Below are 26,615 nucleotides of genomic sequence, written 5' to 3'. Positions count from 1 at the left end.
ATACTTGATATGAATGCACCTTTCACCTATGCCTCGCCCACGCTGACGGTTGATGCACTGAAGCACTCAATCGCCTATAAGCTGATGTTTACTATTGGTAAAGATCCATCGATCGCGAATAAGCATGAGTGGCTCAACGCCGCGCTGCTGGCGGTGCGTGATCGCATGGTGGAACGCTGGCTGCGCTCCAGCCGCGCGCAGCTCTCGCAGGATGTGCGGCAGGTTTATTACCTGTCGATGGAGTTCCTGATGGGGCGCACGCTCGGCAACGCGTTGCTGGCGATGGGCATTTATGAGGATCTTAATCAGGCGCTGGAAGAGATGGGCCTCGACCTCAGCGAACTGATGGAAGAGGAGAACGATCCCGGCCTCGGTAATGGCGGTTTAGGGCGTTTGGCGGCCTGCTTCCTGGATTCGCTCGCCACGCTCGGTTTACCGGGGCGCGGCTATGGCATTCGTTATGACTACGGCATGTTTAAGCAGAATATCGTTGACGGCCAGCAGCGCGAATCGCCGGATTACTGGCTGGAGTACGGCAATCCGTGGGAATTTCAGCGCTTTAATACGCGCTACAAAGTGCGTTTCGGTGGCCGTCTGCAGCATGAAGGCGCGCGGGTGCGCTGGGTGGAAACCGAGGAGATCGTGGCGATGGCTTACGATCAAATCATTCCCGGTTTTGATACCGATGCCACCAACACGCTGCGCTTATGGGGCGCGCAGGCCAGTAACGAAATCAACCTCGGTAAGTTCAACCAGGGTGATTACTTCGCCGCGGTAGAAGATAAAAACCATTCGGAAAACGTGTCGCGCGTGCTCTATCCCGATGATTCCACCTATTCGGGGCGCGAGCTGCGTCTGCGTCAAGAGTATTTCCTCGTCTCCTCGACGGTGCAGGATATTCTCAATCGTCACTGGCAGATGCATGAAACCTGGGACAATTTGCCGGACAAAATTGCCATCCACCTCAACGATACGCATCCGGTGCTGGCGATCCCGGAACTGATGCGCATACTGATCGACGAGCAGAAATTCAGCTGGGACGATGCCTTTGAAGTGACCTGTCAGGTGTTCTCCTACACCAACCACACGCTGATGACGGAAGCGCTGGAAACCTGGCCAGTGGATATGATTGGCAAGATCCTGCCGCGTCATCTCAGCATTATTTTTGAAATTAACGACTACTTCCTGAAAACCATTCAGGAATATTACCCGGATGATTGGGAGCTGTTAGCGCGCATCTCGATCATCGATGAGAACGACGGCCGCCGCATTCGCATGGCGTGGCTGGCGGTGGTGGTGAGCCACAAAGTTAACGGTGTGTCAGAGTTGCACTCCAACTTGATGGTGCAATCGCTGTTCGCTGACTTCGCGCGTCTGTTCCCGGGCCGTTTCTGCAATAAAACCAACGGCGTGACGCCACGTCGCTGGCTGGCGCTGGCGAATCCGGCGCTCTCCGAGGTGCTGGACGAGGCGATTGGCCGCAACTGGCGCACCGATCTTGGCCAGCTCAACGAATTGACCACGCAGATCGATTATCCGGCCTTTATCCAGCAGATCGCCGACGCCAAGTTTGCCAATAAAAAACGCCTGGCGGATTGGGTGGCGAAGAACATGGATATCGTGCTCGATCCGCATGCGCTGTTTGATGTGCAGATCAAGCGCATCCACGAATACAAACGCCAGCTGCTGAACGTGCTGCACGTGATTACGCGCTACAACCGCATCAAGGCCGATCCCAGCGCCGAATGGGTGCCGCGCGTTAATATCTTCGCCGGCAAAGCGGCGTCGGCCTATTACGTGGCGAAACACATCATTCACTTGATCAACGATGTCGCCAATGTGATCAACAACGATCCGCAGGTGAAGAACAAGCTGAAGGTGGTGTTCATTCCAAACTATGGCGTGAGCCTGGCGCAGATCATTATTCCGGCGGCGGATCTCTCCGAGCAGATCTCCACTGCCGGTACCGAAGCCTCTGGCACCAGTAACATGAAGTTTGCGCTGAACGGCGCGTTAACCATCGGTACGCTGGATGGTGCCAATGTTGAGATGCTGGAGCATGTCGGCAAGGAGAATATCTTTATCTTCGGTAACACTACGCCGCAGGTCGAGAAGCTGCGCACCGACGGTTACAACCCGCGTAAGTATTATGAGGATGATCCTGAGCTGCATCAGGCGCTGACGCAAATCGCTAGCGGGGTGTTCAGCCCGCAGGAGCCAGGGCGCTACCGTAATCTGTTTGATGCGCTGGTGAACTTCGGCGATCACTATCAGCTGCTGGCGGATTACCGCAGCTATGTGGATACGCAGGACAAGGTGGACAAGCTGTATCGTCAGCCGGATAAGTGGCAACGCAGCGCGGCGCTGAATATCGCCAATATGGGTTATTTCTCGTCGGACCGCACCATTCAGGAATATGCGGATGAGATCTGGCACATTTCGCCAGTGAGATTGTAAGGCGAGGATTGCAGAACCAAGTCGCCATGAATGGCGACCCTACGTGAACACCCAAATCGATACCCAAAATCATTTGGACGGCAGGAAGGCGGCAAATGAGCGAATCCCCGGGAGCTTACTTTAGTAAGTGACCGGGGTGAACGAATGCAGCCAACGCACCTGCCGTTCGAAGGATGAAGGGTATTATTTCAACGTGATGCTTTTGACGATGCTATCTGCATCGCTTTGCGCTTGCTGCTGGTTGTCGGCTGGCAAGGTAATTTGCAGCGTCAGCAGTTTGCCATCCACTTTCGCCAGAATCACCGAAGACCATGAGGTCTGATTGTTGGCAGAAATCACCGTATCCAGCTGCTGTGCCGGCTGGTCTTTCAGCGTCACCGCTTTGTTAGACACCACCTGCAGCTGTGGGTCGCGACCGCGCTGCTGCTGTTCCAGACGCTGTGCCAGCGCATCAAGCGCTTCGTTGGTGGGATCGCCGGCAATCACGATAATCGCGCGCTGACCGGTTTCGTCGGCATAGACGTGCATGTTGGTGGATTCAGAGCCGAGCTTGCCGCTCTTGTCAGACATGCCCGCCGGTAGAGAGAAACTCAGTTTGCCGTCCATCAGGTTAACCGTCTGGGCCGACTGGCTGGCGCTCGCACCGTTGCTGTTCGCTGCCGCATCATCTTTCTTCTGGTCACATGCCGCCAGGCCGATAACCAACAGGCCAATACCCACATATTTCACTACGTTACGCATTCTTTTCCCTTTTACATGATTCCAGTCAGCCGTTATACAAGCGGATTTAGTTAGCAAAAGCAACCGCCGGAGTGTCAGGAAATCTTAGCGTAATGCGGCATTTAGTGTATGTGCAATCAGCCAAAATTGATCTGCTGCTGCGCGGAACGTTCGGCTAAGCGCTTCAGCATGGCATTTAGCAGCACGCCGTAAGCGGGCAGGAAGAAGATCATGCAGATCAGAACCTTGAAGCTGTAATCCACCAGTGCGATTTCGACCCAATGCGTGGCCATAAACGGATCTGGGCTCTTGTAGAAGGCGATGAAAAAGAAGGCCAGCGTATCGCTGATATTACCGAGGAACATCGCTGCCGCTGGTGCAATCCACCACTGCGATAAACGGCGCAAACGGTTAAAAACGTGCACGTCGAGGATTTGTCCCAGCGCATAAGCCATAAAGCTGGCGCAGGCGATACGGGCAACAAACAGATTCACCTCTTCCAGTGACGCCCAACCTTGCCATTCGCCCTGATAGAACACGCACGAAACAATGTAGGAGATCACTAGCGCGGGAATCATCACCGCCAGAATAATGCGACGTGCCAGAGGCGCGCCAAAGATGCGCACGGTCAGATCGGTGGCGAGGAAAATAAACGGAAAGCTAAACGCGCCCCATGTGGTGTGAAAACCGAAGATGGAAACCGGCAGCTGGACCAGATAGTTACTGGAGGTAATCACCAGCAGATGGAATAGCGATAGCCAAAACAGCGCATGCATGCGCTGACGTGCAGAGAAGTTAATCATTGTAAGCCTTTTTAGTGATGGGGTGAGGGAACCCAGGTTCGTGCATTGGCACGGTGGTAAATAAAAAATCGGCGGCATCTTAACGCGTTGCGCAATTTATGCAATGGTTAATTTTAACGCAATCGTTATCGCCTTGCGTTGGCTTATTCGCGCGCTAGAATGAGCGCCCATCCCTAACAACTGACAGAGAATCATGAGCGATCCCTTTTCTGCGCCAGACCATCAGCTTGATGCCCTTGGCCTGCGCTGCCCGGAGCCGGTAATGATGGTGCGTAAAACCGTGCGCAGCATGCAGGTCGGTGAAACCTTGCTGATCATTGCTGACGATCCCGCCACCACGCGCGATATCCCTGGTTTCTGCCGCTTTATGGAGCATGAGTTGCTGGCACAGCAGACCGAAAGCTTGCCGTACCAGTTTCTGATTAAAAAAGGCGCCTAACGCTGACGCAGCAAGCGCAGCGCGTTGGCTGTCACCAGTGCGGTGGCACCGGAATCCGCTAAGACCGCCAGCCACAAACCGGTGAAGCCGAGCAGCGTGGTGACCAGAAAAATCGCCTTTAATCCCAACGCCAGCGCCACGTTCTGACGAATGATGGCACGCGTGCGCCGTGCCAGCACAATGGTGCGCGGCAGAATCGCCAGCTGATTTTGCGTTAATGCCACATCTGCGGCTTCCAGCGCCACATCGGTGCCGCTGCCCATCGCAATGCCGATGGTGGCGGCTTTCATGGCGGGCGCATCGTTAATGCCATCGCCGACCATTGCCAATGCGTGCTGTGTGCCTAACGTCCTCACCGCCGCAACTTTATCGGCGGGCAGTAAACCTGCGCGATAATCGATGTTGAGCTTAGCGGCAATGGCCGCAGCCGCGCGTGGATTGTCGCCGGTCAGCATCATGCTGTTAACACCAAGCTTCTTCAGTTCAGACAGCGCGCTGAGGGCTTCAGTGCGCAACTGATCCTGCAAGGCTAACGCGCCAAGAACCTGCTGCTCCTGCAACAGCAGCACCACAGTTTGGCCTTGCGCTTCCAGCTGAGCAATCTGCTGCTGTTGTGCATTATCAAGATGGCTGACTTCGCGCGGCGTCAGCAGTTGATAGGTCACGCCATCTATCGCAGCGCGAATACCACTGCCGGCCAGCGTTTGCTGCTGTACAGCTTGCGGAAGCGTGAGCGCGTGCCGCTCGGCCTCGCTGACAATCGCCCGCGCCAGCGGATGGGTGGAACCCTGTTCAACGGCGGCGGCGATGGTGAGCAAGTTGTTTTCCGCCATCGTGGCAAATGGCTGGATGTGGCTGATCTGCGGTTTACCGGCGGTCAGCGTGCCGGTTTTATCGAACGCCATCATACTCACGCGACTGAGGCGCTCCAGCGCCGCGCCGCCTTTGATCAGCGCGCCCTGACGCGCGGCAGCAGCCAGGCCGGAAGTGATGGCGGCTGGCGTGGAGATCACCAGCGCACAAGGGCAACCAATCAGCAACAGCGTCAGCCCTTTATAAATCCACGGCAACCACGCACCAAAACCCAGCAGCGGCGGCAGCACCATCACCAGCAGCGCCAGCAGCATAATGGCGGGCGTATAGATGCGGCTGAAGCGATCGATAAAGCGCTCAACCGGCGCACGATGGGTTTCGGCTTCCTCAATCAGTTGCAGGATGCGGTCAATGGCACTTTGGCCCGGCTGGGAAAGGACTTTCAGCGTCACCAGACGATCAAGGCTGGTGGCACCGGCCATGATCTGTTCGCCTGGCTCACGCGCCACCGGCAACGATTCACCGGTCAGCGCGCTTTCATCAAAGCTGGCGCTGGCGTGCAGCAGTTCGCCATCGGCCGGTAAACGTCCGCCGGCCGCCACTTCAATCACATCGCCGGGCTGCAGCGCTTCTAAGCGGACGTTTTCCCGCTGTGTGCCGTTAATGCGCGTGGCGGTAGCGGGACGCAGCGCCATCAGCGCGGTGACGCCAAGGCGTGCGCGTGTGGCGGCGTACGCTTCGAGGCGTTCACCCAGTTGAAACAGCAGGAGCACCATCGCGGCTTCGGCGTGCGCGCCAATCACCAGCGCACCAGCGGCGGCAATGGTCATCAGCATCTCAATGCTGAACGGCGAACCGCTACGCAGCAGTTTCCAGGCGCTGCGCGCGATCGGCGCTAAACCTAACAACGTGGTGGCGATAAACAGGCGATCGCCCCAAACCGGCGAAAGCTGGCTCAGCAGCCAACTGGCGAGCATCATTCCGCCAAGCAGCAGCAAACCGGCGTTTTCCTGCCAGCGGCTTTCGGGTTGTGGAGGCGATGGGGAATCGCTGGCGCTCAGCGCGAAGCCGGCATTTTTCACCACCTGTTCGATGGTGGCGCGGATATCCTGGTCGGCATCGACCACCAGTTTTTCACTGGCAAAAATCACGCGTGCTTGCTGAACCTGCGGTACACGTTGCACGGCGGTTTCGATTTTACGCGCGCAGCTGGGGCAATCCATGCCCGCAATCTGCCAGCGGAATTGATGTGAAGAGAGGGCGGGCCTGTCGCTTTCGGCGTCGCTTTCGCCGCCTGGCGATCCGCTGTCGCTGTCACAGCAGCCGCAATCGCTCTCTGGCGTGATGGGCTGCGCCGCGGAGATGTTCAATGTTGCGGGTTTTACGCTGCGAATCGAGCACAGCGGCTGTGACTGACGGTGTGATTTGCCACAGCGGCAAGGGTGAGCATGTTGATGCATGTAACCTCCGGAATCAGGGGCGGGCTGATGCCCGCGCCCTAATGCTACACTCTGGAGTGGACTCCAGAGTCAAGCGGAAGGTAAGGTTATCTTCAGTAGAGCCACAGTGAACGCACAATCATGAAGTGACCGGCGAAGTAGCAAGCGGCGACGATGGCGCTATCGGCGCTGAAACGGCGGCGATAATGCGAGATAAACCAGACAATATTGGCTAACAGCAGCAACGCGGCACCCACCAGCAGCGAGAAACTGAAGTCAGTTGGACGGAAGAAGTAGTTCTCCGCCGCCATCCAGTTCATCACTAGCGTCATGCCGATCAAGGTGCAGATAGGCCAGCGCAGATCTTCCAGTTTGCTCCACAGAATCCCGATAACGATCACGCCAATGATCAGGAAGGTGAGGGGAATCGGCCAGAAGAAACTCATGGTCATGTGTGCGGCAAAACTGATGGTGTACAGCAGATGCGACAGGAAGAATGCGCCCAGCGCATAGAGCATTTGCTGACGCGGTAACAGCATTAACGCGTCACCCACCAGCGTGGCAACCAGCCCGGCCAGAATCAAATAATCGGTAGTGTTGAAGGTTGGCGCTTGCCACGCCCAGGCAACGAGTAACAGCAAGGTGACAGGTTTAAATAGCCAGCGTTGCCATTGCGGACCGCGATATGAAGCATCGACGTAAAGCCAGCCGGAAAAAAGTACGGCAAGGAAAGACCAAAGCATGTTTTCTCCCTTTTCTGGACGAAATGTCCGCCAGTTTGATGAATTTTCCCAAAATCACCCTCTCAGTGTAAGTTACCGGCGCCAAATGTGACAATCAGCCGACTCTGGTTGTATGCTTTGTCGTCTTTACCCGTTCCGAATTAACGCAAAGCACGAGATAAATCATGAGCAAACCACCGCTAATCTTTTTCATCGTACTGGCCATTATTGCCGTTTTGGCGACCCGTCAGTTTATTAAACAGCGCCGCGAAACGGCGGTGAACGATGCCTCGCCGGTGCGCTCGCTGAGCGTGGAAGTGAAAACCAAACGCGAATTTCCGTCGCCCAATCGCCGTTCACGTCAGCGTGAAGAGATTGTGGCGGAAGAGATGAAATATGAAGCCTGGTTCCATCCGTTGAACGGTGCCAGCGATATTAAAGTGACGGTGAATGCGAACCAGTATCACCAGATCGATAAAGGCGCGAAGGGCGAGTTGAAGATGAAAGGCACGCGTTTTGTGAGTTTTACTCCGGCCCAATAGGGCCGCCATTCATGGCGACCTGGCTATAAACCGCACGAAACTACATCTTCGGATAATGCTTTTTCTGCCACGCCAGCAGCTCAAACACGCCAAAAAAGAAGATCTTCGCCTGGGTTACGCCGCTCAGTTTTGGGGCGTCTTTGGGCTGGGTGGCGCGCAGCAACACTAGCTGCAGGCCGTGCATAATCACCATAAAGAACAGCGCCACGTGCACGAAATAGCGCAGCGGCGTTGGGAAAGGTTGCACCAGATTAAGCAATAAAAAGGCCCAGACGCAAATCATCAGCAAACGTCCCAAATTAAGCCACATCGTGCGTCTCCTGTTGGCGTTGATATAAGCGATAAGCCACCTGACCGGCAATCTTCTCGCGGTACAAATCCCAATTTGCGGGTGCGACAGGTGTGCCGTTTTCCACTTCGCTCTCGACATAAATCAGCGCTTCAGCCGCTAACCAGCCATTTTGCTCCAGCAGCGACAATGTTTCCTGTAACAGCCCTTTACGGAAAGGCGGGTCAACAAACACCACGTCAAACGGTTCGCCCGGCTGGCTTAACCACTGCAGCGTGTTGGTTTGCACCACTTTTGCCTGCGTAGCACGCAGCGTTTGCAGATTCTGTGACAGCTGTTGCGCCACCGAACGCTCCAGCTCCAGCAGCGTGGCCGACGCGGCATAGCGAGACAGCGCTTCCAGCCCTAACGCGCCGCTGCCGGCGAAGCAATCGAGGCAGCGCGCTTCCTGAATATCCGGCGCCAGCCAGTTAAACAGGGTTTCACGTACACGATCGGTGGTCGGGCGCAAACCTGCGCTATCCGGCACCGGTAATTTACGGCCGCGCCACTGACCGCCAATGATGCGGATCTGGCCAGCGCTGCTGCTGCGGGGGGATTTACTCATTTCGCTCACAACTCGTCATATTTTGTTGCGTAGTTTAACGGGCGTAGCGGGCAGAAGAAACGTTAAAAAAGGGTGCTGTGGTGCGCTGGCTGGAAAGTGTTAGACTACTGAGTTGGTATAGCGCGCGTAATTACCTGATTTTTACGCCGCTCACCCGCTTAAAATTGAATATTTTATCCCCTGGGAACAAGCGTGCTACCGGGAATAAGCCATCGAGGAGTAGGGTCACACAATGGCAAAAGAGAAAAAACGCGGCTTTTTTTCCTGGTTAGGCTTTGGCAAAGAAGAAGAGACGCAACAACCTGCTGAAGAGCAGCAGCAAACTGCCGAGGTGGTCGCTGAGCCTGCCGTTGAAGAGAGTGCGCTCGATCGCGCCGAAGCGCAGGCTGTTGAAACCGTCGCCGTCACCGAACAGGTGGCGGAACAGCAGCAGGTTGAACCGGAACTGATTGAAGAGCCGGTCATCGAGCCGCAGGAACCTGAGCCGGTTACCGCAATCGTTGAAGAGGTGCTGCCAGAAGAGATAGCAGCGCCGGATGTGGCACCTATCGAAGAAGAGCCGCAGCTGGAAGAGCTGGCAATTGATGAGCCTGAACTGCACGAAGAAGCGCCATTAACTGACGAAGAACTGGAAGCGCTGGCGTTAGCGGAAACCTATGCGGAAGATGCTGAGCTAGCCGAAGCCACGCAGGATACCGTGAGCGATCTGCCGCTGGCCGCTGCGCCAATCATCGCGCAGGAGCAGGAGCGTCCGACCAAAGAGGGCTTCTTCGCCCGACTGAAACGCAGCCTGGTAAAAACCCGCGAAAACCTCGGTTCGGGCTTTATCAGCTTGTTCCGCGGCAAGAAAATCGATGACGATCTGTTTGAAGAGCTGGAAGAGCAGCTGCTGATTGCCGACGTTGGCGTCGAAACCACCCGCCGCATCATCACCAATCTGACACAACAGGCCAACCGCAAGCAGCTACGCGATGCGGAAGCGCTGTATGGCCTGCTGAAAGCGGAAATGTCCGGTATTCTGGAAAAAGTGGATCAGCCTCTGGAAGTGGGTGGCAAAACGCCATTCGTCATCCTGATGGTGGGCGTCAACGGCGTGGGTAAAACCACCACCATCGGTAAGCTGGCGCGTCAGTATCAGGCGCAGGGCAAATCGGTGATGCTGGCAGCGGGCGATACCTTCCGTGCCGCCGCCGTTGAGCAGCTGCAGGTCTGGGGCCAGCGCAACAACATTCCTGTGGTGGCGCAGCATACCGGCGCAGATTCTGCCTCGGTGATTTTTGACGCCATCCAGGCAGCCAAGTCGCGCAATGTGGATGTACTGATCGCCGATACCGCGGGTCGTCTGCAGAACAAATCGCACCTGATGGAAGAGCTGAAGAAAATTACCCGCGTGATGAAGAAGCTGGACGAAGATGCGCCACATGAAGTGATGCTGACGCTCGACGCCAGCACCGGGCAAAACGCTATCAGCCAGGCCAAACTGTTCCATGAAGCGGTGGGCCTGACCGGCATCACCCTGACGAAACTGGACGGAACCGCCAAAGGTGGCGTGATCTTCTCGGTTGCCGATCAGTTCGGCATTCCGATTCGTTATATCGGTGTTGGGGAAGGCATCGAGGATTTACGGCCGTTTAAGGCCGCAGACTTTATTGAGGCACTGTTTGCCCGAGAGGAATGATTGGGATGATTCGCTTTGAAGAGGTCAGTAAAGCTTACCTGGGAGGACGTCAGGCGCTGCAGGGAGTGGATTTCCATCTGCGTCCCGGCGAAATGGCGTTCCTGACCGGCCATTCCGGTGCGGGGAAAAGTACCTTACTAAAGCTGATTTGTGGCATTGAGCGCCCGAGCGCCGGGCAGATCTGGTTTAGCGGCCACGATATTTCGCGTCTGCGTCACAGCGAAGTGCCTTTCCTGCGACGTCAAATCGGCATGATTTTCCAGGATCACCATTTGTTGATGGATCGTTCGGTCTACGACAACGTGGCGATCCCGCTGATTATTTCCGGTGCCAGCGGCGAAGATATTCGTCGGCGCGTGTCGGCCGCGCTGGATAAAGTCGGCCTGCTCGACAAAGCGAAAAGCTATCCGATTCAGCTCTCTGGCGGTGAACAGCAGCGCGTCGGCATTGCCCGCGCGGTGGTGAACAAGCCTGCGGTGCTGCTGGCGGATGAACCCACCGGTAACCTCGACAATGCGCTGTCGGAAGATATCCTGCGCCTGTTCGAAGAGTTCAACCGCGTTGGTGTCACGGTGTTAATGGCAACGCACGATGTCGGGCTGATTGCACGCCGGAATTACCGCGTGATGACGCTCAATCAGGGACGTCTGCACGGAGGCCACGATGGTCAATAAACGCAACAAGCGCGCACCAGCGCCGAAAGCGAAACAGCCCTCTAAAAGCAAGGCGCTGAAAGGCGGCTGGCAGGAACAGTGGCGCTATGCGCTGCGCGGCACGCTGTCGGATATGTGGCGTCAGCCGCTGGCGACGCTGCTGACGGTGATGGTGATCGCCATCTCCCTGACGCTGCCGAGCGTGTGCTACATGGTGTGGAAGAACGTCAGCCAGGCGGCGACGCAGTGGTATCCCGCGCCGCAGCTAACGGTTTATCTGGATAAAGCGCTGGATGACACCGCGGCGGAGAACGTCACCGCGCAGCTCAAGCAGCTCGATGGCGTGGACAACGTCAACTATCTGACGCGTGAAGAAGCGTTGAATGAGTTCCGCAACTGGTCTGGTTTTGGTGGTTCGATGGACATGCTGGAGCAGAATCCGCTGCCGGCGGTGGCCATCATCACGCCGAAACTTAATTTCCAGAATTCGGACACCATGGCGAATCTACGCGATCGCGTATCTAAAGTGCAGGGCGTTGATGAAGTGCGTATGGATGACAGCTGGTTCGCGCGTTTAGCGGCGCTAACCGGGCTGGTAGGACAGATTGCCTCAATGATTGGCCTGCTGATGGTGGTTGCGGTGTTCCTGGTGATCGGCAACAGCGTGCGGCTCAGCATCTTTGCGCGGCGCGATACAATTAACGTGCAGAAGCTGATTGGTGCCACCGACGGCTTTATCCTGCGTCCATTCCTGTACGGCGGTGCGCTGTTAGGTTTGGGCGGTGCGGTGCTGTCGCTGCTGCTCTCGGAAGTGCTGGTGTTGCGCCTGCAATCGGTGGTGGCGCAAGTAGCAACCGTATTCGGTACCACCTTTGTGCTGGAGGGTTTCTCCTGGGATGAAGGGCTGCTGTTACTGCTGATCGCCGCCATCATCGGCTGGATTGCCGCCTGGCTGGCAACAGTGCAACATTTACGCCGTTTTACGCCGCAGTAACCAAAAGCAACGTTTTTTGCTATACTCTTCCTCTGCTGCCGACGACCTGGGAGCAGAGGAATTCTCCTATATCCCCCGCCGTCATCTGTGTGTAAAATATTCACTGCTATATTTGAACTTGTGGATAACTTTGTCGTCCAAGTAGCACAGATTGCTTCTGGTTTTTTCGCGACGTTGACATAATGTAGCGTTTGCGCAAGGAACTGTGCAGCAAGTCCATTGAATTTGTGAGGGTTTGAATGACCAAAGAAATGCAAACTTTAGCGATTGCTCCTCTGGGTAACCTGGAATCTTACGTTCGGGCTGCCAACAACTGGCCGGTGTTGACGGCAGAAGAGGAAAAAGCATTGGCTGAGCGGCTGCATTACCAGGGCGATCTGGATGCAGCAAAGACGCTGATCCTGTCTCACCTGCGCTTTGTTGTTCATATTGCTCGTAACTACTCCGGTTACGGCTTGCCGCAGGCGGACCTGATTCAGGAAGGTAACATCGGCCTGATGAAGGCGGTGCGTCGCTTCAACCCTGAAGTCGGCGTGCGCCTGGTGTCGTTTGCCGTGCACTGGATTAAAGCAGAGATTCACGAATACGTGCTGCGTAACTGGCGTATCGTGAAAGTCGCGACCACCAAAGCGCAGCGCAAGCTGTTCTTTAACCTGCGTAAAAGCAAACAGCGTCTCGGTTGGTTTAACCAGGACGAAGTAGAAATGGTCGCACGCGAGCTGGGCGTGAGCAGTAAAGACGTGCTGGAAATGGAATCGCGCATGGCTGCGCAGGATATGACTTTCGACATGTCGTCTGATGACGAAGCAGGCGAAGGCAAAGCGATGGCGCCGGTGCTGTATCTGCAGGATAAAACCTCTGACTTTGCCGATGGCATCGAAGAGGACAACTGGGATGCACATGCGGCTGATAAGCTGAGCGATGCGATGCTGAGCCTCGACGAGCGTAGTCAGGACATTATCCGTGCCCGCTGGCTGGACGATGACAACAAAACCACGCTGCAGGAGTTGGCCGACAAATACGGCGTCTCTGCGGAGCGCGTGCGTCAACTGGAAAAGAACGCCATGAAGAAACTGCGTGTGGCGATTGAAGCCTGATAGTGATCGGGTGGAAAAACGGGGCGACTTTTAAGTCGCCCTTTTTATTACCTGGTCGCTACGCAACATGCTCAGACATTCTGCGCGACATCCTTTCAACGTACCCAACCATCAGCCTGCGCACGAAAACCACAAGCCTGCATAAACGCCGCACGCACCCCCTGATCGGCGTCGCCGTCATCGGCAATCCACCAATCTGCTAACGCGCTATTCTGCGCGATCGTCTCTTCCAGCAAGTATTGCCCCACGCCACGTCGACGCGTGACTTCGCGAACGTTGAGGTGGGTAATTTTCCCCTGCGTGCCGCTGAGGGTCAGCTGCAGCGCCGCCAGTAATCGGTCGTTAAAACGCGCCGCATACAAACGCTGCGTGTCGCTGAGTTGTGCTTCCAGTTGCACAATATCGATTTCCGGCCAGACTTTAGCTAAATCGATACGATCCTGAGCGGTTAACGATGCTAAGCGCTGGATTGTCAGCTTCATACCTAATACCTGTACTAGTGCAAAGGCGATAGTGTAGCGAATTTAGACAGTCAGAGCGCTGTCACTTTTTTCTGATGAAAATAGGTCAAATGCCGGTCAGTTTGCCAGGATTGTGGAGTAAGCCATCAACGATAGTTGAAAAAGCCAGCATAACGCGCTGGTATCCTGTTGAAAAATCGGCCATAACAACCAGACGATTCTGCTGATCCACTCAGTCAATTCTGAATATGTCAGTTGATTTACAGAAGAAAGTTCCTGTTTAATAACCTGAAAAATAAAGCCTTATTACCTATAAATGCCAGAAAAGCGCGCTAACCCATTATTGCAGAATGAGTTTTCCTCTTTGACTGGCAGAAAATAAACAATCACAACATACACGACACAACAGATGGGGAAGTTCGCATGAAAATGAGTAAAGGACGCGCATTACTGGCGGGCTGCGTTGCCCTGGCGATGAGCCATGCGGCGCTGGCTAAAGACATCAAAATTGCCATCGTAGGCGCATCAACCGGTCCGGTCGCGCAGTACGGTGACATGCAGTTTACCGGTGCCGCGCAGGCGATTAAGGACATCAACGCCAAAGGCGGCGTTAACGGTGACAAACTGGTTGGCGTGGAATATGACGATGCCTGTGACCCGAAACAAGCGGTTGCGGTTGCCAACAAAGTGGTTAACGACGGCATCAAATACGTTATCGGCCATCTGTGCTCCTCCTCTACTCAGCCAGCTTCAGACATCTATAACGATGAAGGCGTGCTGATGATCACCCCAGCCGCTACCGCGCCTGAACTGACTGCACGTGGCTATGCTGACGTGCTGCGTACTACTGGCCTGGATTCCGATCAGGGCCCAACGGCGGCGACCTACATCCTCGACCACATCAAGCCAAAACGTATCGCTGTGGTGCATGACAAACAGCAATATGGTCAGGGCCTGGCGGAATCGGTGCAGAAAACCCTGAAAGCCAAAGGCGGCAACGTGGTGCTGTTTGAAGGTATCACCGCCGGTGATAAAGACTTCTCCACGCTGATTGCGCGTCTGAAGAAAGAAAACGTCGATTTCGTTTACTACGGTGGCTATTACCCGGAGCTGGGCCAGATTCTGCGTCAGGCAAAATCCGCTGGCCTGAATGCCGGCTTCATGGGTCCGGAAGGCGTGGGCAATGCTTCTCTGTCTAACATCGCTGGCGATGCGTCTGAAGGCCTGTTCGTGACCCTGCCGAAACGTTATGACCAGCTGCCAGAGAACAAGGCGATTGTTGATGCGATTAAAGCCAACACCGCGTCTAACCGCAAAGATCCAACCGGTCCGTTCGTCTGGACCACCTACGCGGCGATTCAGTCGCTGGTGGCCGGAATCGAACGCAGCAAGAGCGATGAGCCCGATGCGATTGCGAAGAACCTGAAAGAGGGCGCTGCCGTTCCAACCGTGATGGGCAACCTGAACTGGGATGAGAAAGGTGACCTGAAGGGCTTCGAATTTGGTGTCTTCAAATGGCACAAAGACGGCTCTTCTACCGCAGTTAAGTAATCCCCCAAAATTCCCTTTCCCGCACGCGGGAGAGGGAATTATTCAGCTCCAGAGCAGGTCCTCACTATGTCCGAGCAGTTTCTTTATTTTATTCAGCAGATGTTCAACGGGGTGACCCTCGGGAGCACCTACGCGCTGATCGCCATCGGTTACACCATGGTTTACGGCATTATCGGCATGATCAACTTCGCCCACGGCGAGGTGTACATGATCGGTAGCTATGTCTCCTTTATCGTGATTGCCGCCCTGATGATGATGGGTATCGATACCTCGTGGCTGATGATCGCCGCCGGTTTCGTGATGGCGGTGATCATCTCCAGCGCCTATGGCTGGAGCATCGAGCGCGTGGCGTACCGGCCGGTGCGATCGTCCAAGCGCCTGATCGCGCTGATCTCCGCGATCGGGATGTCGATCTTCCTGCAAAACTACGTCAGCCTGACGCAAGGCTCGCGCGATCTTGCGCTGCCAAGCCTGATCACCGGCCAGTGGACGTTGGGCGAGAGCAACGGCTTTGCGGCCACGCTCTCCACCATGCAACTGGTGATTTGGGTGGTGACCTTCCTGTCGATGCTGGCGCTGACGCTGTTTATCCGTTATTCGCGCATGGGCCGCGCCTGCCGCGCCTGTGCAGAAGACCTGAAAATGGCCAGCCTGCTGGGCATCAACACCGACCGCGTTATCTCTCTCACCTTTATCATTGGTGCGGCGATGGCGGCGGTGGCGGGCGTATTGCTCGGTCAATTCTACGGCTCGATTAACCCGTTCATCGGCTTTATGGCCGGGATGAAAGCCTTCACCGCCGCAGTATTGGGCGGCATCGGCAGTATTCCGGGCGCGATGATTGGCGGCTTGGTGCTGGGCATTGCAGAAGCGCTGACCTCGGCGTATCTGTCGACCGAGTATAAAGATGTGGTCTCCTTCGCGCTGCTGATTGTGGTGCTGCTGGTGATGCCAACCGGGATTCTTGGCCGTCCGGAGGTGGAGAAAGTATGAAACGCCTCGGTTTGGTCAACGCCGTGATCTCCACGGTGATGTTGCTGATTCTCGCTACTTTCTTTATGGGCGTGCGCCTCGATCTGGACGGCACCAAACTGGTGGCCGCCAATGCGGGCGCGGTGCGCTGGAACTGGATCTTCATGGGTTGTGCGGTGGTGTTTGTCTTCCAGCTGCTGCGTCCGCTGGTGCAGGGTAAATTCAAACGCAGTGGCAAAGGTTTTGTTCTGCCGGGTTTTGATGGATCAACGCCAAAGCAGAAGCTGTTGATGGCGCTGGTGATTGCCGCCGCCGTTATCTGGCCGTTTCTGGTCTCGCGCGGCAGCGTCGATATCGCCACGCTGACGCTGATCTACGTAATGCTCGGGCTCGGATTGAACGTGGTGGTGGGTTTGTCTGGTTTGCTGGTGCTGGGCTACGGCGGTTTCTACGCCATCGGCGCTTACACCTTCGCGTTGCTTAATCACTATTACGGTTTTGGTTTCTGGGAAAGTCTGCCGCTGGCCGGTTTAGTCGCCGGTGCGTTTGGCCTGATGCTCGGCTTCCCGGTGCTGCGCCTGCGCGGTGACTATCTGGCGATCGTCACGCTCGGCTTCGGTGAAATCGTGCGTATTCTGCTGCTGAATAATACCGCGATCACCGGCGGCCCGAACGGCATCGCGCAGATTCCCAAGCCAAGTCTGTTTGGTCTGGAGTTTGGCCGCCGCGTCAGTGAAGGCGGCTGGAGCACTTTCCATGATTTCTTTGGCCTGAAATACGATCCCAGCGACCGCGTGATTTTCCTCTATCTGGTGGCGCTGCTGCTGGTGGTGCTGACGCTGTTTGTGATCAACCGTTTGCTGCGTATGCCGCTGGGCCGCGCGTGGGAAGCGCTGCGTGAAGATGAGATCGCCTGCCGTTCGCTCGGCCTGAGCCCAACGCGCATCAAGCTGACCGCTTTCACCATCAGCGCCGTGTTCGCAGGCTTCGCGGGGACGCTGTTCGCCGCTCGTCAGGGCTTCGTCAGCCCGGAATCCTTCACCTTCGTCGAATCGGCCTTTGTGCTGGCGATTGTGGTGTTGGGCGGCATGGGTTCGCAGCTGGCAGTGATCCTTGCAGCGATTCTGCTGGTGGTATCACGCGAGCTGATGCGTGATTTGAACGAGTACAGCATGCTGGTGCTCGGCGGTTTGATGGTGCTGATGATGATCTGGCGTCCGCAAGGTCTGCTGCCGATGAAGCGTCCGCATCTGAAGATGAAAAGCAGTAAACAAGGAGAGCAGGCATGAGTCAGCCTTTATTAGCCGTTGAAGGCCTGATGATGCGCTTCGGCGGCCTGTTAGCCGTCAACAACGTGGCGCTTGAGCTGCATCCACAGGAAATTGTTTCGCTGATTGGTCCGAACGGTGCCGGTAAAACCACGGTGTTCAACTGCCTGACCGGTTTCTACAAACCGACCGGCGGTACCATCAAACTGCGCGATCAGCAGCTGCAAGGTTTGCCGGGCCAGAAGATTGCGCGTATGGGCATTGTGCGTACCTTCCAGCATGTGCGTCTGTTCCGTGAAATGACGGTGATTGAGAACCTGCTGGTGGCACAGCATCAGCACCTGAAAAGCGGCGTGTTCTCCGGCTTGTTCAAAACCCCGGCTTTCCGTCGCGGTGAGAGCGAAGCGCTGGATCGCGCGGCAACCTGGCTTGAACGCATCGGTTTGCTGGATCTGGCTAACCGTCAGGCGGGTAACCTTGCTTACGGTCAGCAGCGTCGTCTGGAGATTGCGCGCTGCATGGTGACGCGTCCGGAAATCCTGATGCTGGATGAACCGGCGGCCGGTCTTAACCCGCGTGAAACGCACGAACTTGATGAGCTGATCGCCGAACTGCGCGGTGAGCACAAGGTTTCCGTGCTGCTGATTGAACACGATATGAAGCTGGTGATGGGCATTTCTGACCGCATTTACGTGGTAAATCAGGGAACGCCGCTGGCTAACGGCACGCCGGAACAGGTGCGTAACAATCCGGATGTGATCCGTGCTTATTTAGGTGAGGCGTAACATGGCAAACCCGATTTTAACTTTGCAGAATGTCAGCGCCCATTACGGTCCGATTCAGGCGCTGCATAACATTAATCTGCACATCAATCAGGGTGAAATCGTCACGCTGATCGGTGCCAACGGTGCGGGTAAAACCACGCTGCTCGGCACCTTGTGTGGCGAACCACGCGCCACCAGCGGCATCATCACCTTTGATGGTAAAACAATCACCGACTGGCAAACCGCGAAAATCATGCGTGAAGCGATTGCCATCGTGCCGGAAGGCCGTCGGGTGTTTTCGCGCATGACGGTGGAAGAGAACCTGGCGATGGGCGGTTTTTTCGCCACGCGTCAGCAGTATCTGGAGCGTATCGATCGCGTTTATCAGCTGTTTTCACGGCTGGCAGAACGTAAAGCACAGCGCGCGGGCACCATGTCTGGCGGTGAGCAGCAGATGCTGGCGATTGGTCGCGCGTTGATGAGCCAGCCGCGTTTGCTGCTGCTGGATGAGCCGTCGTTGGGTTTGGCGCCGATTATCATTCAGCAGATCTTCGACACCATTGAGCAGCTGCGTAAAGAGGGCATGACCATCTTCCTCGTCGAGCAGAACGCCAACCAGGCGCTGAAGCTGGCAGATCGCGGCTATGTGCTGGAGAACGGCCACGTGGTGCTGGAGGACAGCGGCGAAGCGCTGCTGTCCAACGAAGCGGTGCGGAGTGCTTATTTAGGCGCTTAAGTTGGTGCTCGCTGTCCCCCATCCCGGCCTTCCCCCCGCAAGCGGGGGGAAGGAGACGCTGCCACATGCCACTCCCAACTCACATATAGCAGCATCTTCCTCCCCCATTAATGGGGGAGGACCGAGGAGGGGGACAGCGAGCACGCACCAGCCAGCACTCCTAACCCACCTGTCACATCCCCGTCATAAACCTGTTATTAATCCGTCATTTCCCCGTGTCATGTTACGTCGCGAACTAAAAAATGCGCGCATTCGCGCGTACTTAACAGCACAGGAAAAACCTTATGTCCGCTTTTACGCTTCGTCCCCGCCTGATGAGTGTCGTGCTCGGCCTGGCGCTCAGCGGTAATGCGCTGGCTGCAACTGAGATCCCTTTCTGGCACTCAATGGAAGGCGAGTTAGGCAAAGAAGTTGATTCTCTGGCACAACGTTTTAACCAGGCTCATCCCGATTACAAAATCGTTCCGACATACAAAGGCAACTACGAGCAGAGCTTAGCGGCGGGTATCGCGGCGGTGCGCGCCGGTAAAGCACCAGCGCTGCTGCAGGTGTATGAAGTCGGTACGGCGACCATGATGGCGTCGAAAGCTATCGTGCCGGTCAACCAGGTGTTTAAAGACGCCGGCGTGCAGATGGATCCGAAACAGTTCGTGCCAGCCGTTGCCGGTTACTACAGCGACAGCAAAGGCCAGCTGATCTCGCAGCCGTTCAACAGCTCCACGCCGGTGCTGTACTACAACAAAGATGCGTTCAAAAAAGCCGGTCTGAACCCGGATCAGCCACCAAAAACCTGGCAGGAGCTGGCGAAAGACGCCGAAGCGCTGCGCAAAGCGGGCCTGACCTGCGGTTACGCCAGCGGCTGGCAGGGCTGGATTCAGATTGAAAACTTCAGCGCCTGGCACGCGTTGCCGGTCGCCACCAAAAACAACGGCTTTGACGGTACCGATGCGGTGCTGGAGTTCAACAAGCCGGTGCAGGTGCGCCATATCGAAATGCTGGAAGCGATGAACAAGAAGGGGGATTTCACCTACTTCGGTCGCAAAGATGAATCCACCGCCAAGTTCTACAACGGCGATTGTGGCATCACCACCGCGTCTTCCGGTTCGCTGGCCGACATCAAACACTACGCCAAATTTAACTTCGGCGTAGGCATGATGCCGTACGATGAAACCGTTCCGAACGCACCGCAAAACGCCATCATTGGCGGCGCGAGCCTGTGGGTGATGAAAGGCAAAGATGCCAACACCTACAAAGGCGCGGCGGAGTTCATGAAGTTCCTCGCACAGCCGGAAATCGCTGCCGAATGGCACCAGAAAACCGGTTACCTGCCTATCACCACTGCCGCATACGAACTGACCAAACAACAGGGCTTCTATGACAAGAATCCCGGCGCAGACATCGCTACGCGTCAGATGCTGAACAAAGATCCGCTGCCGTTCACCAAAGGCATGCGTCTGGGCAACATGCCACAGATTCGTACCATCGTGGACGAAGAGCTGGAAAGCGTGTGGACCGGCAAACAGGCGCCGCAAGCCGCGCTGGATAACGCTGTGAAGCGCGGTAACGAACTGCTGCGCCGTTTTGAGCAGCAAGTGAAGTAACGCTGTTATCTCGGGGCCGACGCCAGGTGTTCGCCCCGATTTTTCTCTTGGATTGAGCCTGCTATGTCCTCATCGCGCCCGGTATTTCGCTCCCGTTTTCTGCCCTATTTGCTGCTGCTGCCGCAACTGGTGATCACGGCCATCTTCTTTCTGTGGCCAGCCGGTGAAGCCTTGTGGTATTCGCTGCAAAGCATTGATCCTTTTGGCATCTCCAGCACATTCGTCGGAATGGCGAACTTTAAACGCCTGTTCAGCGACGAGTACTATCTGGCGTCCTTTTGGACCACCATTGAATTCAGTGCGCTGGTCACGATTTGCGGCATGACCTTTTCCCTGCTGCTGGCGGCGCTGGTGGATTACGTGATTCGCCTGCGCAAGCTTTACCAAACCTTGCTGCTGCTGCCATACGCGGTGGCGCCGGTAGTAGCGGCGGTGCTGTGGATGTTCCTGTTTAATCCGGGCCTCGGTTTGTTCAGCCATCTGCTGAACCAAATGGGCTACAACTGGAACTACGCGCAAAACAGCGGCCAGGCGATGTTCCTGATTGTGCTGGCGTCGATCTGGCAGCAAATGAGCTACAACTTCCTGTTTTTCTTCGCCGCGCTGCAGTCGATTCCCAAATCGCTAGTGGAAGCGGCAGCGATCGATGGCGCCGGTCCGGTGCGTCGCTTCTTCAATTTATCCCTGCCGCTGATTACGCCGGTGAGCTTTTTCCTGCTGGTGGTCAATCTGGTGTACGCCTTCTTTGATACCTTCCCGGTGATCGATGCCGCCACCGGCGGCGGGCCGGTGCAGACCACCACCACGCTGATCTACAAAATCTATCGCGAAGGCTTCACCGGGCTGGATCTCTCTTCCTCCGCCGCGCAATCGGTGGTGCTGATGCTGCTGGTGATTGGCCTGACTATCCTGCAATTCCGCTTTGTCGAGCGTAAGGTGCAATACCAATGATTGAGAATCGACGCGGGCTGGACATCTTTAGCCACACCTTGCTGGTGCTGGGCGTGCTGACCATCCTGTTCCCACTCTACATCGCTTTTGTCGCGGCGACGCTGGATAATGAGGCGGTGTATCAGGTGCCGATGACGCTGCTGCCGGGCACGCATTTGTGGGAGAACATCGCGCGCATCTGGACGCATGGCGTGAATGGCAACGGCCCGGCATTTGGCATGATGATGCTCAACAGCCTGCTGATGGCGCTTGGCATCACCATTGGCAAAATCAGCGTCTCGATGCTCTCCGCCTTCGCGCTGGTGTGGTTCCGCTTCCCGCTGCGCTCGCTGTTTTTCTGGCTGATTTTCATCACCCTGATGCTGCCGGTGGAAGTGCGTATTTTCCCAACGGTGGAAGTGATTTCGACGCTGAATATGCTCGACAGCTACAGCGGCCTAACGCTGCCGCTGATGGCATCGGCGACGGCCACTTTCCTGTTCCGTCAGTTCTTTATGTCACTGCCGGACGAGCTGATTGAGGCGGCGCGTATCGACGGTGCCAGCCCGATGCGCTTCTTCTGGGACATTGTGTTACCGCTGTCCAAAACCAATCTCGCCGCGCTCTTCGTGATCACCTTTATCTACGGCTGGAACCAATATCTGTGGCCGCTGCTGATCATCAACGATGCCAGCCTCAGCACCGCCGTCGCCGGAGTGAAAAGCATGATCAACAGCAGCGGCGGGCCGACGCAGTGGAATGAAGTGATGGCGGCAATGTTATTAACCCTGATTCCACCGGTGGTGGTGGTACTCGTGATGCAACGTGCGTTTGTGCGTGGCCTGGTAGAGAGTGATAAATAAATGGCAGGCGTAACCCTTCAGACCGTTACCAAATCGTACGACGGAAAAAATCAGATCATTCAGCCCCTGAATATCACCATTAACGATGGCGAATTTATGGTGATGGTCGGCCCTTCCGGCTGCGGTAAATCGACGCTGCTGCGCATGGTGGCGGGCCTTGAGCGCGTATCGTCGGGCGACATCTACATCGACGACAAACGCGTCACCCACATGGAGCCGAAAGATCGCGGCATCGCCATGGTGTTCCAGAACTACGCGCTCTATCCGCACATGACGGTGGGCGAAAACATGGCGTATGGCCTGAAAATTCGCGGCATGGGCAAAGTGCAGATTGATCAGCGCGTGATGGAAGCCGCGCGCAGCCTCGAGCTGGATCATCTGCTGCATCGCCGCCCGCGTGAGCTGTCGGGCGGACAGCGTCAGCGCGTGGCGATGGGGCGCGCTATCGTGCGTGAACCGGCGGTTTTCCTGTTTGATGAGCCGCTGTCGAATCTGGATGCGCGCCTGCGCGTGCAGATGCGTCTTGAGCTGCAACAGCTGCATCGCCGCCTGAAAACCACCAGCATCTACGTGACGCACGACCAGGTAGAAGCGATGACGCTGGCGCAACGCGTGATGGTCATGAACAAAGGCGTGGTGGAGCAGGTGGGCACGCCGGTGGAAGTCTACGAGCGTCCGGCCAGCCAGTTTGTTGCCTCGTTTATCGGCGCGCCTGCCATGAATTTGCTGCCAGGACAAATCAGCAGCGACGGCACGCGTTTCACGCTGGATGCGCTTAACAGCTTGCTGCTGGGCGAGAGCAGAGCCAAATGGGCCAATCGCCCGCTGACGCTCGGCATTCGTCCCGAACACATTAAGCTCAGCAGCCGCGATGCGGGCGGCATTCCGCTGGTGGTAGAAACGCTGGAGATGCTCGGCGCGGACAATCTGGCGCACGGCCGCATCGGTAACGCGCGCATGGTGGTTCGTTTGCCGCACAGCGAGCGCCCGCTGGCGGGCAGCACCTTGTGGCTGCATCTGCCGTCAGATGCGTTACACTTCTTCGATTCAACCTATGGAAAGCGTCTGGAATGAGTCAACACAACTGGCCTTATCCGCACATTGTCGCGCATCGCGGCGGCGGCAAACTGGCCCCGGAAAATACCCTCGCGGCGATTGATGTCGGCGCGCAGCACGGTCATACCATGATCGAGTTTGATGCCAAGCTGTCGCAAGATAAGCAGATTTTCCTGCTGCACGACGATACGCTGGATCGCACCAGCAACGGTTGGGGCGTGGCGGGCGCGCTGTCGTGGCATAAGCTGTCACAGCTGGATGCCGGCGGCTGGTTTAGCCGCGATTACCAGGGCGAACCGCTGGCGCTGCTAAGCGAAGTGGCCGAGCGTTGTCGCCAGCATCAGATGATGGCGAACATCGAGATCAAACCCACCACCGGGCAGGAGGTGGAAACTGGCCGCAATGTGGCGCTGGCCGCACGCGAACTGTGGCAAGGACAAACCGCGCCGCTGCTCTCCTCCTTCTCTTACGCAGCGCTGGAGGCGGCGATGGAGGCAGCACCTGAACTGCCGCGCGGGTTGCTGCTGGATGAGTGGCACGACGATTGGCAGGCGCTGACCGCGCGTCTGGATTGCGTGTCGATCCATCTCAAACACAAATTACTCGACGCCAAACGCACCGCGCAGCTGAAAGCGGCCGGTCTGCATATTCTGGTGTATACCGTGAATCAGCCCGCGCGGGCGCGCGAGCTGTTGAGTTGGGGCGTCGATGCTATCTGCACCGACCGCATCGATATTATCGGTCCCGACTTCCGCTAGTTCTGCTGCTGTTTCTGGCCCGGCTGCGACTGAATCACCCGCTGCTGGGCGCTATCCCGCTGTTCCTGCACCTTGCGCTGGACATCCTGACTTTGCTGCTGCTGATTCTGCTGCAACCTGAGCTTCTGCTGTTGCTGCTGATTCTGCATCTGCGACTGCATCCGCTGCTGGCTCGGGTTGAAGCCGGGTTTGTTCGGATCGTTGGTGCTGTTCAACGTATTTGCCATGCTGCTTAACGGCAGCAATGCTGCGATCACAATTAGCCATTTGTTCATGGTCTTCCTCCATTCATGCAGCCTGCTGTGTGCTGATGCTGCCAAAGTGGCAACACGCGCTGCAGCCATAAGTTTATGCGATATCACAAACCTATGATCCAGGAGTGCGCCGAATTTAGCTTACTGCTACGCTTTTTACCGTGTTTGCAAACACTTGCATCAATAAATAACAAATGGATACCCATAATAATTCGAGGCGCAGGAAGGCGGCAAACGAGAGAGTCCGATGAGCTTACATCAGTAAGTGATTCGGGTGAACGAGAGCAGCCAACGCATCTGCACCTTGAAGTATGAAGGGTATAAATAACTTTAAAAGGATGGTGGCAGATGAGGATACAGGGCAACGTGCGTCAGTTCGGCTGGGCATTATTGATGAGTTTTACCGTGGTGCAAGGCGCACACGCTGCGCCCGCCAACGCGCCGCCGGTTTCGTATGGCGTTGATAGTGATACCTTTCACCCGGTAAAAGCCAAACATGGCATGGTGGCATCGGTGGATGCGATGGCGACAGAAGTCGGCGTCGATATTCTTAAGCAGGGCGGTAACGCGGTGGATGCGGCGGTTGCGGTGGGTTTCGCGCTGGCGGTGACGCATCCGCAGGCCGGTAATCTCGGCGGCGGGGGCTTTATGCTGCTACGCACTGCATCCGGACGCACCACCGCCATCGACTTCCGCGAAATGGCACCGGCGCGCGCGTCACGCGATATGTTCCTTGATAAGCAGGGCAACGCTGATAGTAAGTTGTCACTCACTTCTCATTTAGCCTCAGGTACGCCGGGCACCGTGGCCGGTTTTGCGCTCGCGGCGCAGAAATACGGCACCTTGCCGCTGAGCACATTACTGGCGCCTGCTATCAAACTGGCGCGTGACGGTATCGTAGTGAACGATGCGCTGGCCGACGATCTCGCCACCTACGGCAAAGAGACGCTGATCAACCACGACAACAGCCGCGCGATTTTCTACAAAGCCGACGGTAAGCCGTATCAGAAGGGCGAACGTCTGGTGCAGAAAAACCTCGCGCGTAGCCTGCAGCTGATCGCCCAGCAAGGGCCGGATGCGTTCTACAAAGGCAAAATCGCTGATGAAATTGCCGGTGAAATGGCGCAGCACGGCGGCCTGATCGGCAAGCCGGATCTGGCGGCCTATCGCGCGGTGGAACGTAAACCGGTGAGCGGCACCTATCGCGGCTATGAAGTGTTCTCCATGCCGCCGCCATCGTCCGGCGGGATTCACATCGTGCAGATCCTCAATATCCTGGAAAACTTCGACCTGGCAAAATTCGGCTTTGGTAGCGCGGATGCGATGCAGGTGATGGCGGAAGCGGAAAAATACGCTTACGCCGACCGTTCCGAATACCTTGGCGATCCTGATTTCGTCAAAGTGCCGCAGCAGGCGCTGACCAGCAAAGCCTACGCCAAAACCCTGGCGCAGCAGATTGACGTCAATAAAGCGCGTCCATCCAGCGAGATCAAGCCGGGCAAACTGGCGCCGTATGAAAGCAATCAAACCACGCACTTCTCGGTGGTGGATAAAGATGGCAACGCGGTCGCGGTGACTTACACGCTGAATACTTACTTCGGCAGCGGCATTGTCGCCGGACAAAGCGGCATCTTGATGAACAATGAAATGGATGATTTCTCGGCCAAACCGGGTACGCCAAACGTCTACGGCTTAGTCGGCGGCGAGGCGAATGCGGTGCAACCGGCTAAACGTCCGCTGTCATCAATGTCGCCTACTATTGTGGCAAAAGACGGTAAAACCTGGCTGGTTACCGGTAGCCCAGGCGGCAGCCGTATTATCACCACCGTGCTGCAAATGGTGGTGAACAGCATCGATTTCGGCATGAACGTAGCGGAAGCGACCAACGCACCGCGCTTCCATCATCAATGGTTGCCCGATCAGCTGCGCGTGGAAAAAGGCTTCAGCCCGGATACGTTGCGCCTGCTGGAAGCCAAAGGCCAGCATGTGAAAGTGATGCCCGCGATGGGCAGCACGCAGAGCATTATGATTGGGCCGGACGGCACGCGTTATGGCGCATCGGATCCGCGTTCAGTGGATGATTTAAGCGCAGGTTATTGATCGCTAATGCGCAATAAATTGCGCCGCTACGGTATGTGCACGTCTTTG

27 protein-coding genes are annotated in these 26,615 nt (G+C 56.3%); 18 read left to right on the top strand and 9 right to left on the bottom strand.

Features of this window, described 5'->3' with window-relative positions; genetic code table 11:
* Positions 1-9: 9 nt before the first annotated feature.
* Positions 10-2,457: a glycogen phosphorylase gene (gene glgP / locus IB226_RS14400; protein WP_192236047.1), complete on the top strand. Its 2,448-nt coding sequence runs from the start codon at positions 10-12 to the stop codon at positions 2,455-2,457.
* 183 nt (positions 2,458-2,640) lie between these two features.
* On the opposite strand, the gene IB226_RS14395 is transcribed toward glgP, so the two are convergent.
* Both IB226_RS14395 and IB226_RS14390 read right to left on the bottom strand, forming a co-directional pair.
* Complete coding sequence (locus IB226_RS14395; RefSeq protein ID WP_137384946.1) at positions 2,641-3,198, bottom strand: DcrB family lipoprotein; 558 nt, start codon at positions 3,196-3,198, stop codon at positions 2,641-2,643.
* A gap of 116 nt (positions 3,199-3,314) precedes the next feature.
* Positions 3,315-3,980 carry a 7-cyano-7-deazaguanine/7-aminomethyl-7-deazaguanine transporter gene (locus tag IB226_RS14390; RefSeq protein ID WP_137384947.1) on the bottom strand — a complete coding sequence of 222 codons (666 nt, stop codon included), beginning with the start codon at positions 3,978-3,980 and terminating at the stop codon, positions 3,315-3,317.
* 193 nt (positions 3,981-4,173) lie between these two features.
* Here IB226_RS14390 and tusA point away from each other — a divergent pair, with 193 nt between their 5' ends.
* Positions 4,174-4,419, top strand: a complete 246-nt coding sequence (tusA, locus tag IB226_RS14385) for a sulfurtransferase TusA (RefSeq protein ID WP_192236045.1) — start codon at positions 4,174-4,176, stop codon at positions 4,417-4,419.
* Here tusA and IB226_RS14380 read toward each other — a convergent pair.
* On the bottom strand, positions 4,416-6,692 hold the full coding sequence (locus IB226_RS14380) for a zinc/cadmium/mercury/lead-transporting ATPase (RefSeq protein WP_192236043.1): 2,277 nt from the start codon (positions 6,690-6,692) through the stop codon (positions 4,416-4,418). The genes tusA and IB226_RS14380 overlap by 4 nt on opposite strands.
* A gap of 92 nt (positions 6,693-6,784) precedes the next feature.
* Positions 6,785-7,414 (bottom strand): lysoplasmalogenase, encoded by a 630-nt coding sequence (locus IB226_RS14375; protein ID WP_101763104.1) that lies wholly within the window; start codon positions 7,412-7,414, stop codon positions 6,785-6,787.
* Positions 7,415-7,578: 164 nt separating this feature from the next.
* Here IB226_RS14375 and IB226_RS14370 point away from each other — a divergent pair, with 164 nt between their 5' ends.
* Complete coding sequence (locus IB226_RS14370; RefSeq protein WP_101763103.1) at positions 7,579-7,935, top strand: DUF2500 domain-containing protein; 357 nt, start codon at positions 7,579-7,581, stop codon at positions 7,933-7,935.
* Positions 7,936-7,975: 40 nt separating this feature from the next.
* Here the strand turns inward: IB226_RS14370 and IB226_RS14365 are convergent, their stop codons facing one another.
* Both IB226_RS14365 and rsmD read right to left on the bottom strand, forming a co-directional pair.
* On the bottom strand, positions 7,976-8,245 hold the full coding sequence (locus tag IB226_RS14365) for a DUF1145 family protein (protein ID WP_008109883.1): 270 nt from the start codon (positions 8,243-8,245) through the stop codon (positions 7,976-7,978).
* Positions 8,235-8,831, bottom strand: a complete 597-nt coding sequence (rsmD, locus tag IB226_RS14360; protein ID WP_101763102.1) for a 16S rRNA (guanine(966)-N(2))-methyltransferase — start codon at positions 8,829-8,831, stop codon at positions 8,235-8,237. Before rsmD ends, IB226_RS14365 begins: the two co-directional genes overlap by 11 nt.
* 232 nt (positions 8,832-9,063) lie before the next feature.
* Here rsmD and ftsY point away from each other — a divergent pair, with 232 nt between their 5' ends.
* The 4 genes from ftsY (at position 9,064) to rpoH (ending at position 13,253) form a co-directional block, all read left to right on the top strand.
* Positions 9,064-10,509, top strand: coding sequence for a signal recognition particle-docking protein FtsY (gene ftsY, locus IB226_RS14355; RefSeq protein ID WP_101763101.1), 1,446 nt, complete (start codon positions 9,064-9,066; stop codon positions 10,507-10,509).
* A 5-nt stretch (positions 10,510-10,514) separates the two neighbouring features.
* Positions 10,515-11,183 (top strand): cell division ATP-binding protein FtsE, encoded by a 669-nt coding sequence (ftsE, locus tag IB226_RS14350; RefSeq protein ID WP_008109888.1) that lies wholly within the window; start codon positions 10,515-10,517, stop codon positions 11,181-11,183.
* A complete protein-coding gene (ftsX, locus tag IB226_RS14345) occupies positions 11,173-12,156 on the top strand; it encodes a permease-like cell division protein FtsX (RefSeq protein ID WP_101763100.1) in 984 nt (327 codons plus the stop codon). Before ftsE ends, ftsX begins: the two co-directional genes overlap by 11 nt.
* A 239-nt stretch (positions 12,157-12,395) precedes the next feature.
* Entirely contained in the window at positions 12,396-13,253 is an 858-nt protein-coding gene (gene rpoH, locus IB226_RS14340; protein ID WP_064737937.1) for an RNA polymerase sigma factor RpoH, read from the top strand.
* A 95-nt stretch (positions 13,254-13,348) separates the two neighbouring features.
* Here rpoH and panM read toward each other — a convergent pair whose 3' ends face one another.
* Entirely contained in the window at positions 13,349-13,735 is a 387-nt protein-coding gene (gene panM, locus IB226_RS14335; protein WP_192236041.1) for an aspartate 1-decarboxylase autocleavage activator PanM, read from the bottom strand.
* 85 nt (positions 13,736-13,820) lie between these two features.
* On the bottom strand, positions 13,821-13,946 hold the full coding sequence (locus IB226_RS23345; RefSeq protein ID WP_255526491.1) for a hypothetical protein: 126 nt from the start codon (positions 13,944-13,946) through the stop codon (positions 13,821-13,823).
* Positions 13,947-14,137: 191 nt separating this feature from the next.
* On the opposite strand from IB226_RS23345, the gene IB226_RS14330 reads away from it, so the two are divergent.
* From IB226_RS14330 to ugpQ, 10 genes are all read left to right on the top strand, one after another.
* Entirely contained in the window at positions 14,138-15,265 is a 1,128-nt protein-coding gene (locus IB226_RS14330) for a branched-chain amino acid ABC transporter substrate-binding protein (protein ID WP_061718403.1), read from the top strand.
* 66 nt (positions 15,266-15,331) lie between these two features.
* Complete coding sequence (livH, locus tag IB226_RS14325; protein ID WP_101763097.1) at positions 15,332-16,258, top strand: high-affinity branched-chain amino acid ABC transporter permease LivH; 927 nt, start codon at positions 15,332-15,334, stop codon at positions 16,256-16,258.
* The gene (locus IB226_RS14320) at positions 16,255-17,526 is read left to right on the top strand and encodes a high-affinity branched-chain amino acid ABC transporter permease LivM (RefSeq protein WP_192236033.1); all 1,272 of its coding nucleotides are present in this window, start codon (positions 16,255-16,257) and stop codon (positions 17,524-17,526) included. Before livH ends, IB226_RS14320 begins: the two co-directional genes overlap by 4 nt.
* The gene (gene livG, locus IB226_RS14315; protein WP_110868131.1) at positions 17,523-18,290 is read left to right on the top strand and encodes a high-affinity branched-chain amino acid ABC transporter ATP-binding protein LivG; all 768 of its coding nucleotides are present in this window, start codon (positions 17,523-17,525) and stop codon (positions 18,288-18,290) included. Before IB226_RS14320 ends, livG begins: the two co-directional genes overlap by 4 nt.
* A 1-nt stretch (position 18,291) precedes the next feature.
* Complete coding sequence (gene livF / locus IB226_RS14310; RefSeq protein ID WP_192236031.1) at positions 18,292-19,005, top strand: high-affinity branched-chain amino acid ABC transporter ATP-binding protein LivF; 714 nt, start codon at positions 18,292-18,294, stop codon at positions 19,003-19,005.
* A gap of 284 nt (positions 19,006-19,289) precedes the next feature.
* A complete protein-coding gene (gene ugpB, locus IB226_RS14305; RefSeq protein WP_192236029.1) occupies positions 19,290-20,606 on the top strand; it encodes a sn-glycerol-3-phosphate ABC transporter substrate-binding protein UgpB in 1,317 nt (438 codons plus the stop codon).
* Positions 20,607-20,669: 63 nt separating this feature from the next.
* The gene (gene ugpA / locus IB226_RS14300; RefSeq protein ID WP_192236027.1) at positions 20,670-21,557 is read left to right on the top strand and encodes a sn-glycerol-3-phosphate ABC transporter permease UgpA; all 888 of its coding nucleotides are present in this window, start codon (positions 20,670-20,672) and stop codon (positions 21,555-21,557) included.
* Positions 21,554-22,399, top strand: a complete 846-nt coding sequence (ugpE, locus tag IB226_RS14295; RefSeq protein WP_101763091.1) for a sn-glycerol-3-phosphate ABC transporter permease UgpE — start codon at positions 21,554-21,556, stop codon at positions 22,397-22,399. Before ugpA ends, ugpE begins: the two co-directional genes overlap by 4 nt.
* On the top strand, positions 22,400-23,473 hold the full coding sequence (locus IB226_RS14290; RefSeq protein WP_192236025.1) for a sn-glycerol-3-phosphate import ATP-binding protein UgpC: 1,074 nt from the start codon (positions 22,400-22,402) through the stop codon (positions 23,471-23,473).
* Positions 23,470-24,213, top strand: coding sequence for a glycerophosphodiester phosphodiesterase (gene ugpQ / locus IB226_RS14285; protein WP_192236023.1), 744 nt, complete (start codon positions 23,470-23,472; stop codon positions 24,211-24,213). Before IB226_RS14290 ends, ugpQ begins: the two co-directional genes overlap by 4 nt.
* On the opposite strand, the gene IB226_RS14280 is transcribed toward ugpQ, so the two are convergent.
* Positions 24,210-24,488 (bottom strand): DUF2756 domain-containing protein, encoded by a 279-nt coding sequence (locus tag IB226_RS14280; RefSeq protein WP_101763088.1) that lies wholly within the window; start codon positions 24,486-24,488, stop codon positions 24,210-24,212. The genes ugpQ and IB226_RS14280 overlap by 4 nt on opposite strands.
* Before the next feature lie 327 nt (positions 24,489-24,815).
* Between IB226_RS14280 and ggt the strand changes: the two genes are divergently transcribed.
* Positions 24,816-26,567 (top strand): gamma-glutamyltransferase, encoded by a 1,752-nt coding sequence (gene ggt / locus IB226_RS14275; RefSeq protein WP_192236021.1) that lies wholly within the window; start codon positions 24,816-24,818, stop codon positions 26,565-26,567.
* The last annotated feature ends 48 nt before the right edge of the window (positions 26,568-26,615 follow it).

The sequence above is a fragment of the Pantoea sp. PNT03 genome (assembly GCF_014852515.1).
GTDB classification, from domain to species: Bacteria; Pseudomonadota; Gammaproteobacteria; order Enterobacterales; family Enterobacteriaceae; genus Pantoea; species Pantoea leporis.
Note: the sequence above shows the minus strand (reverse complement) of the source record. Positions and strands in the feature narration are given on the sequence as shown.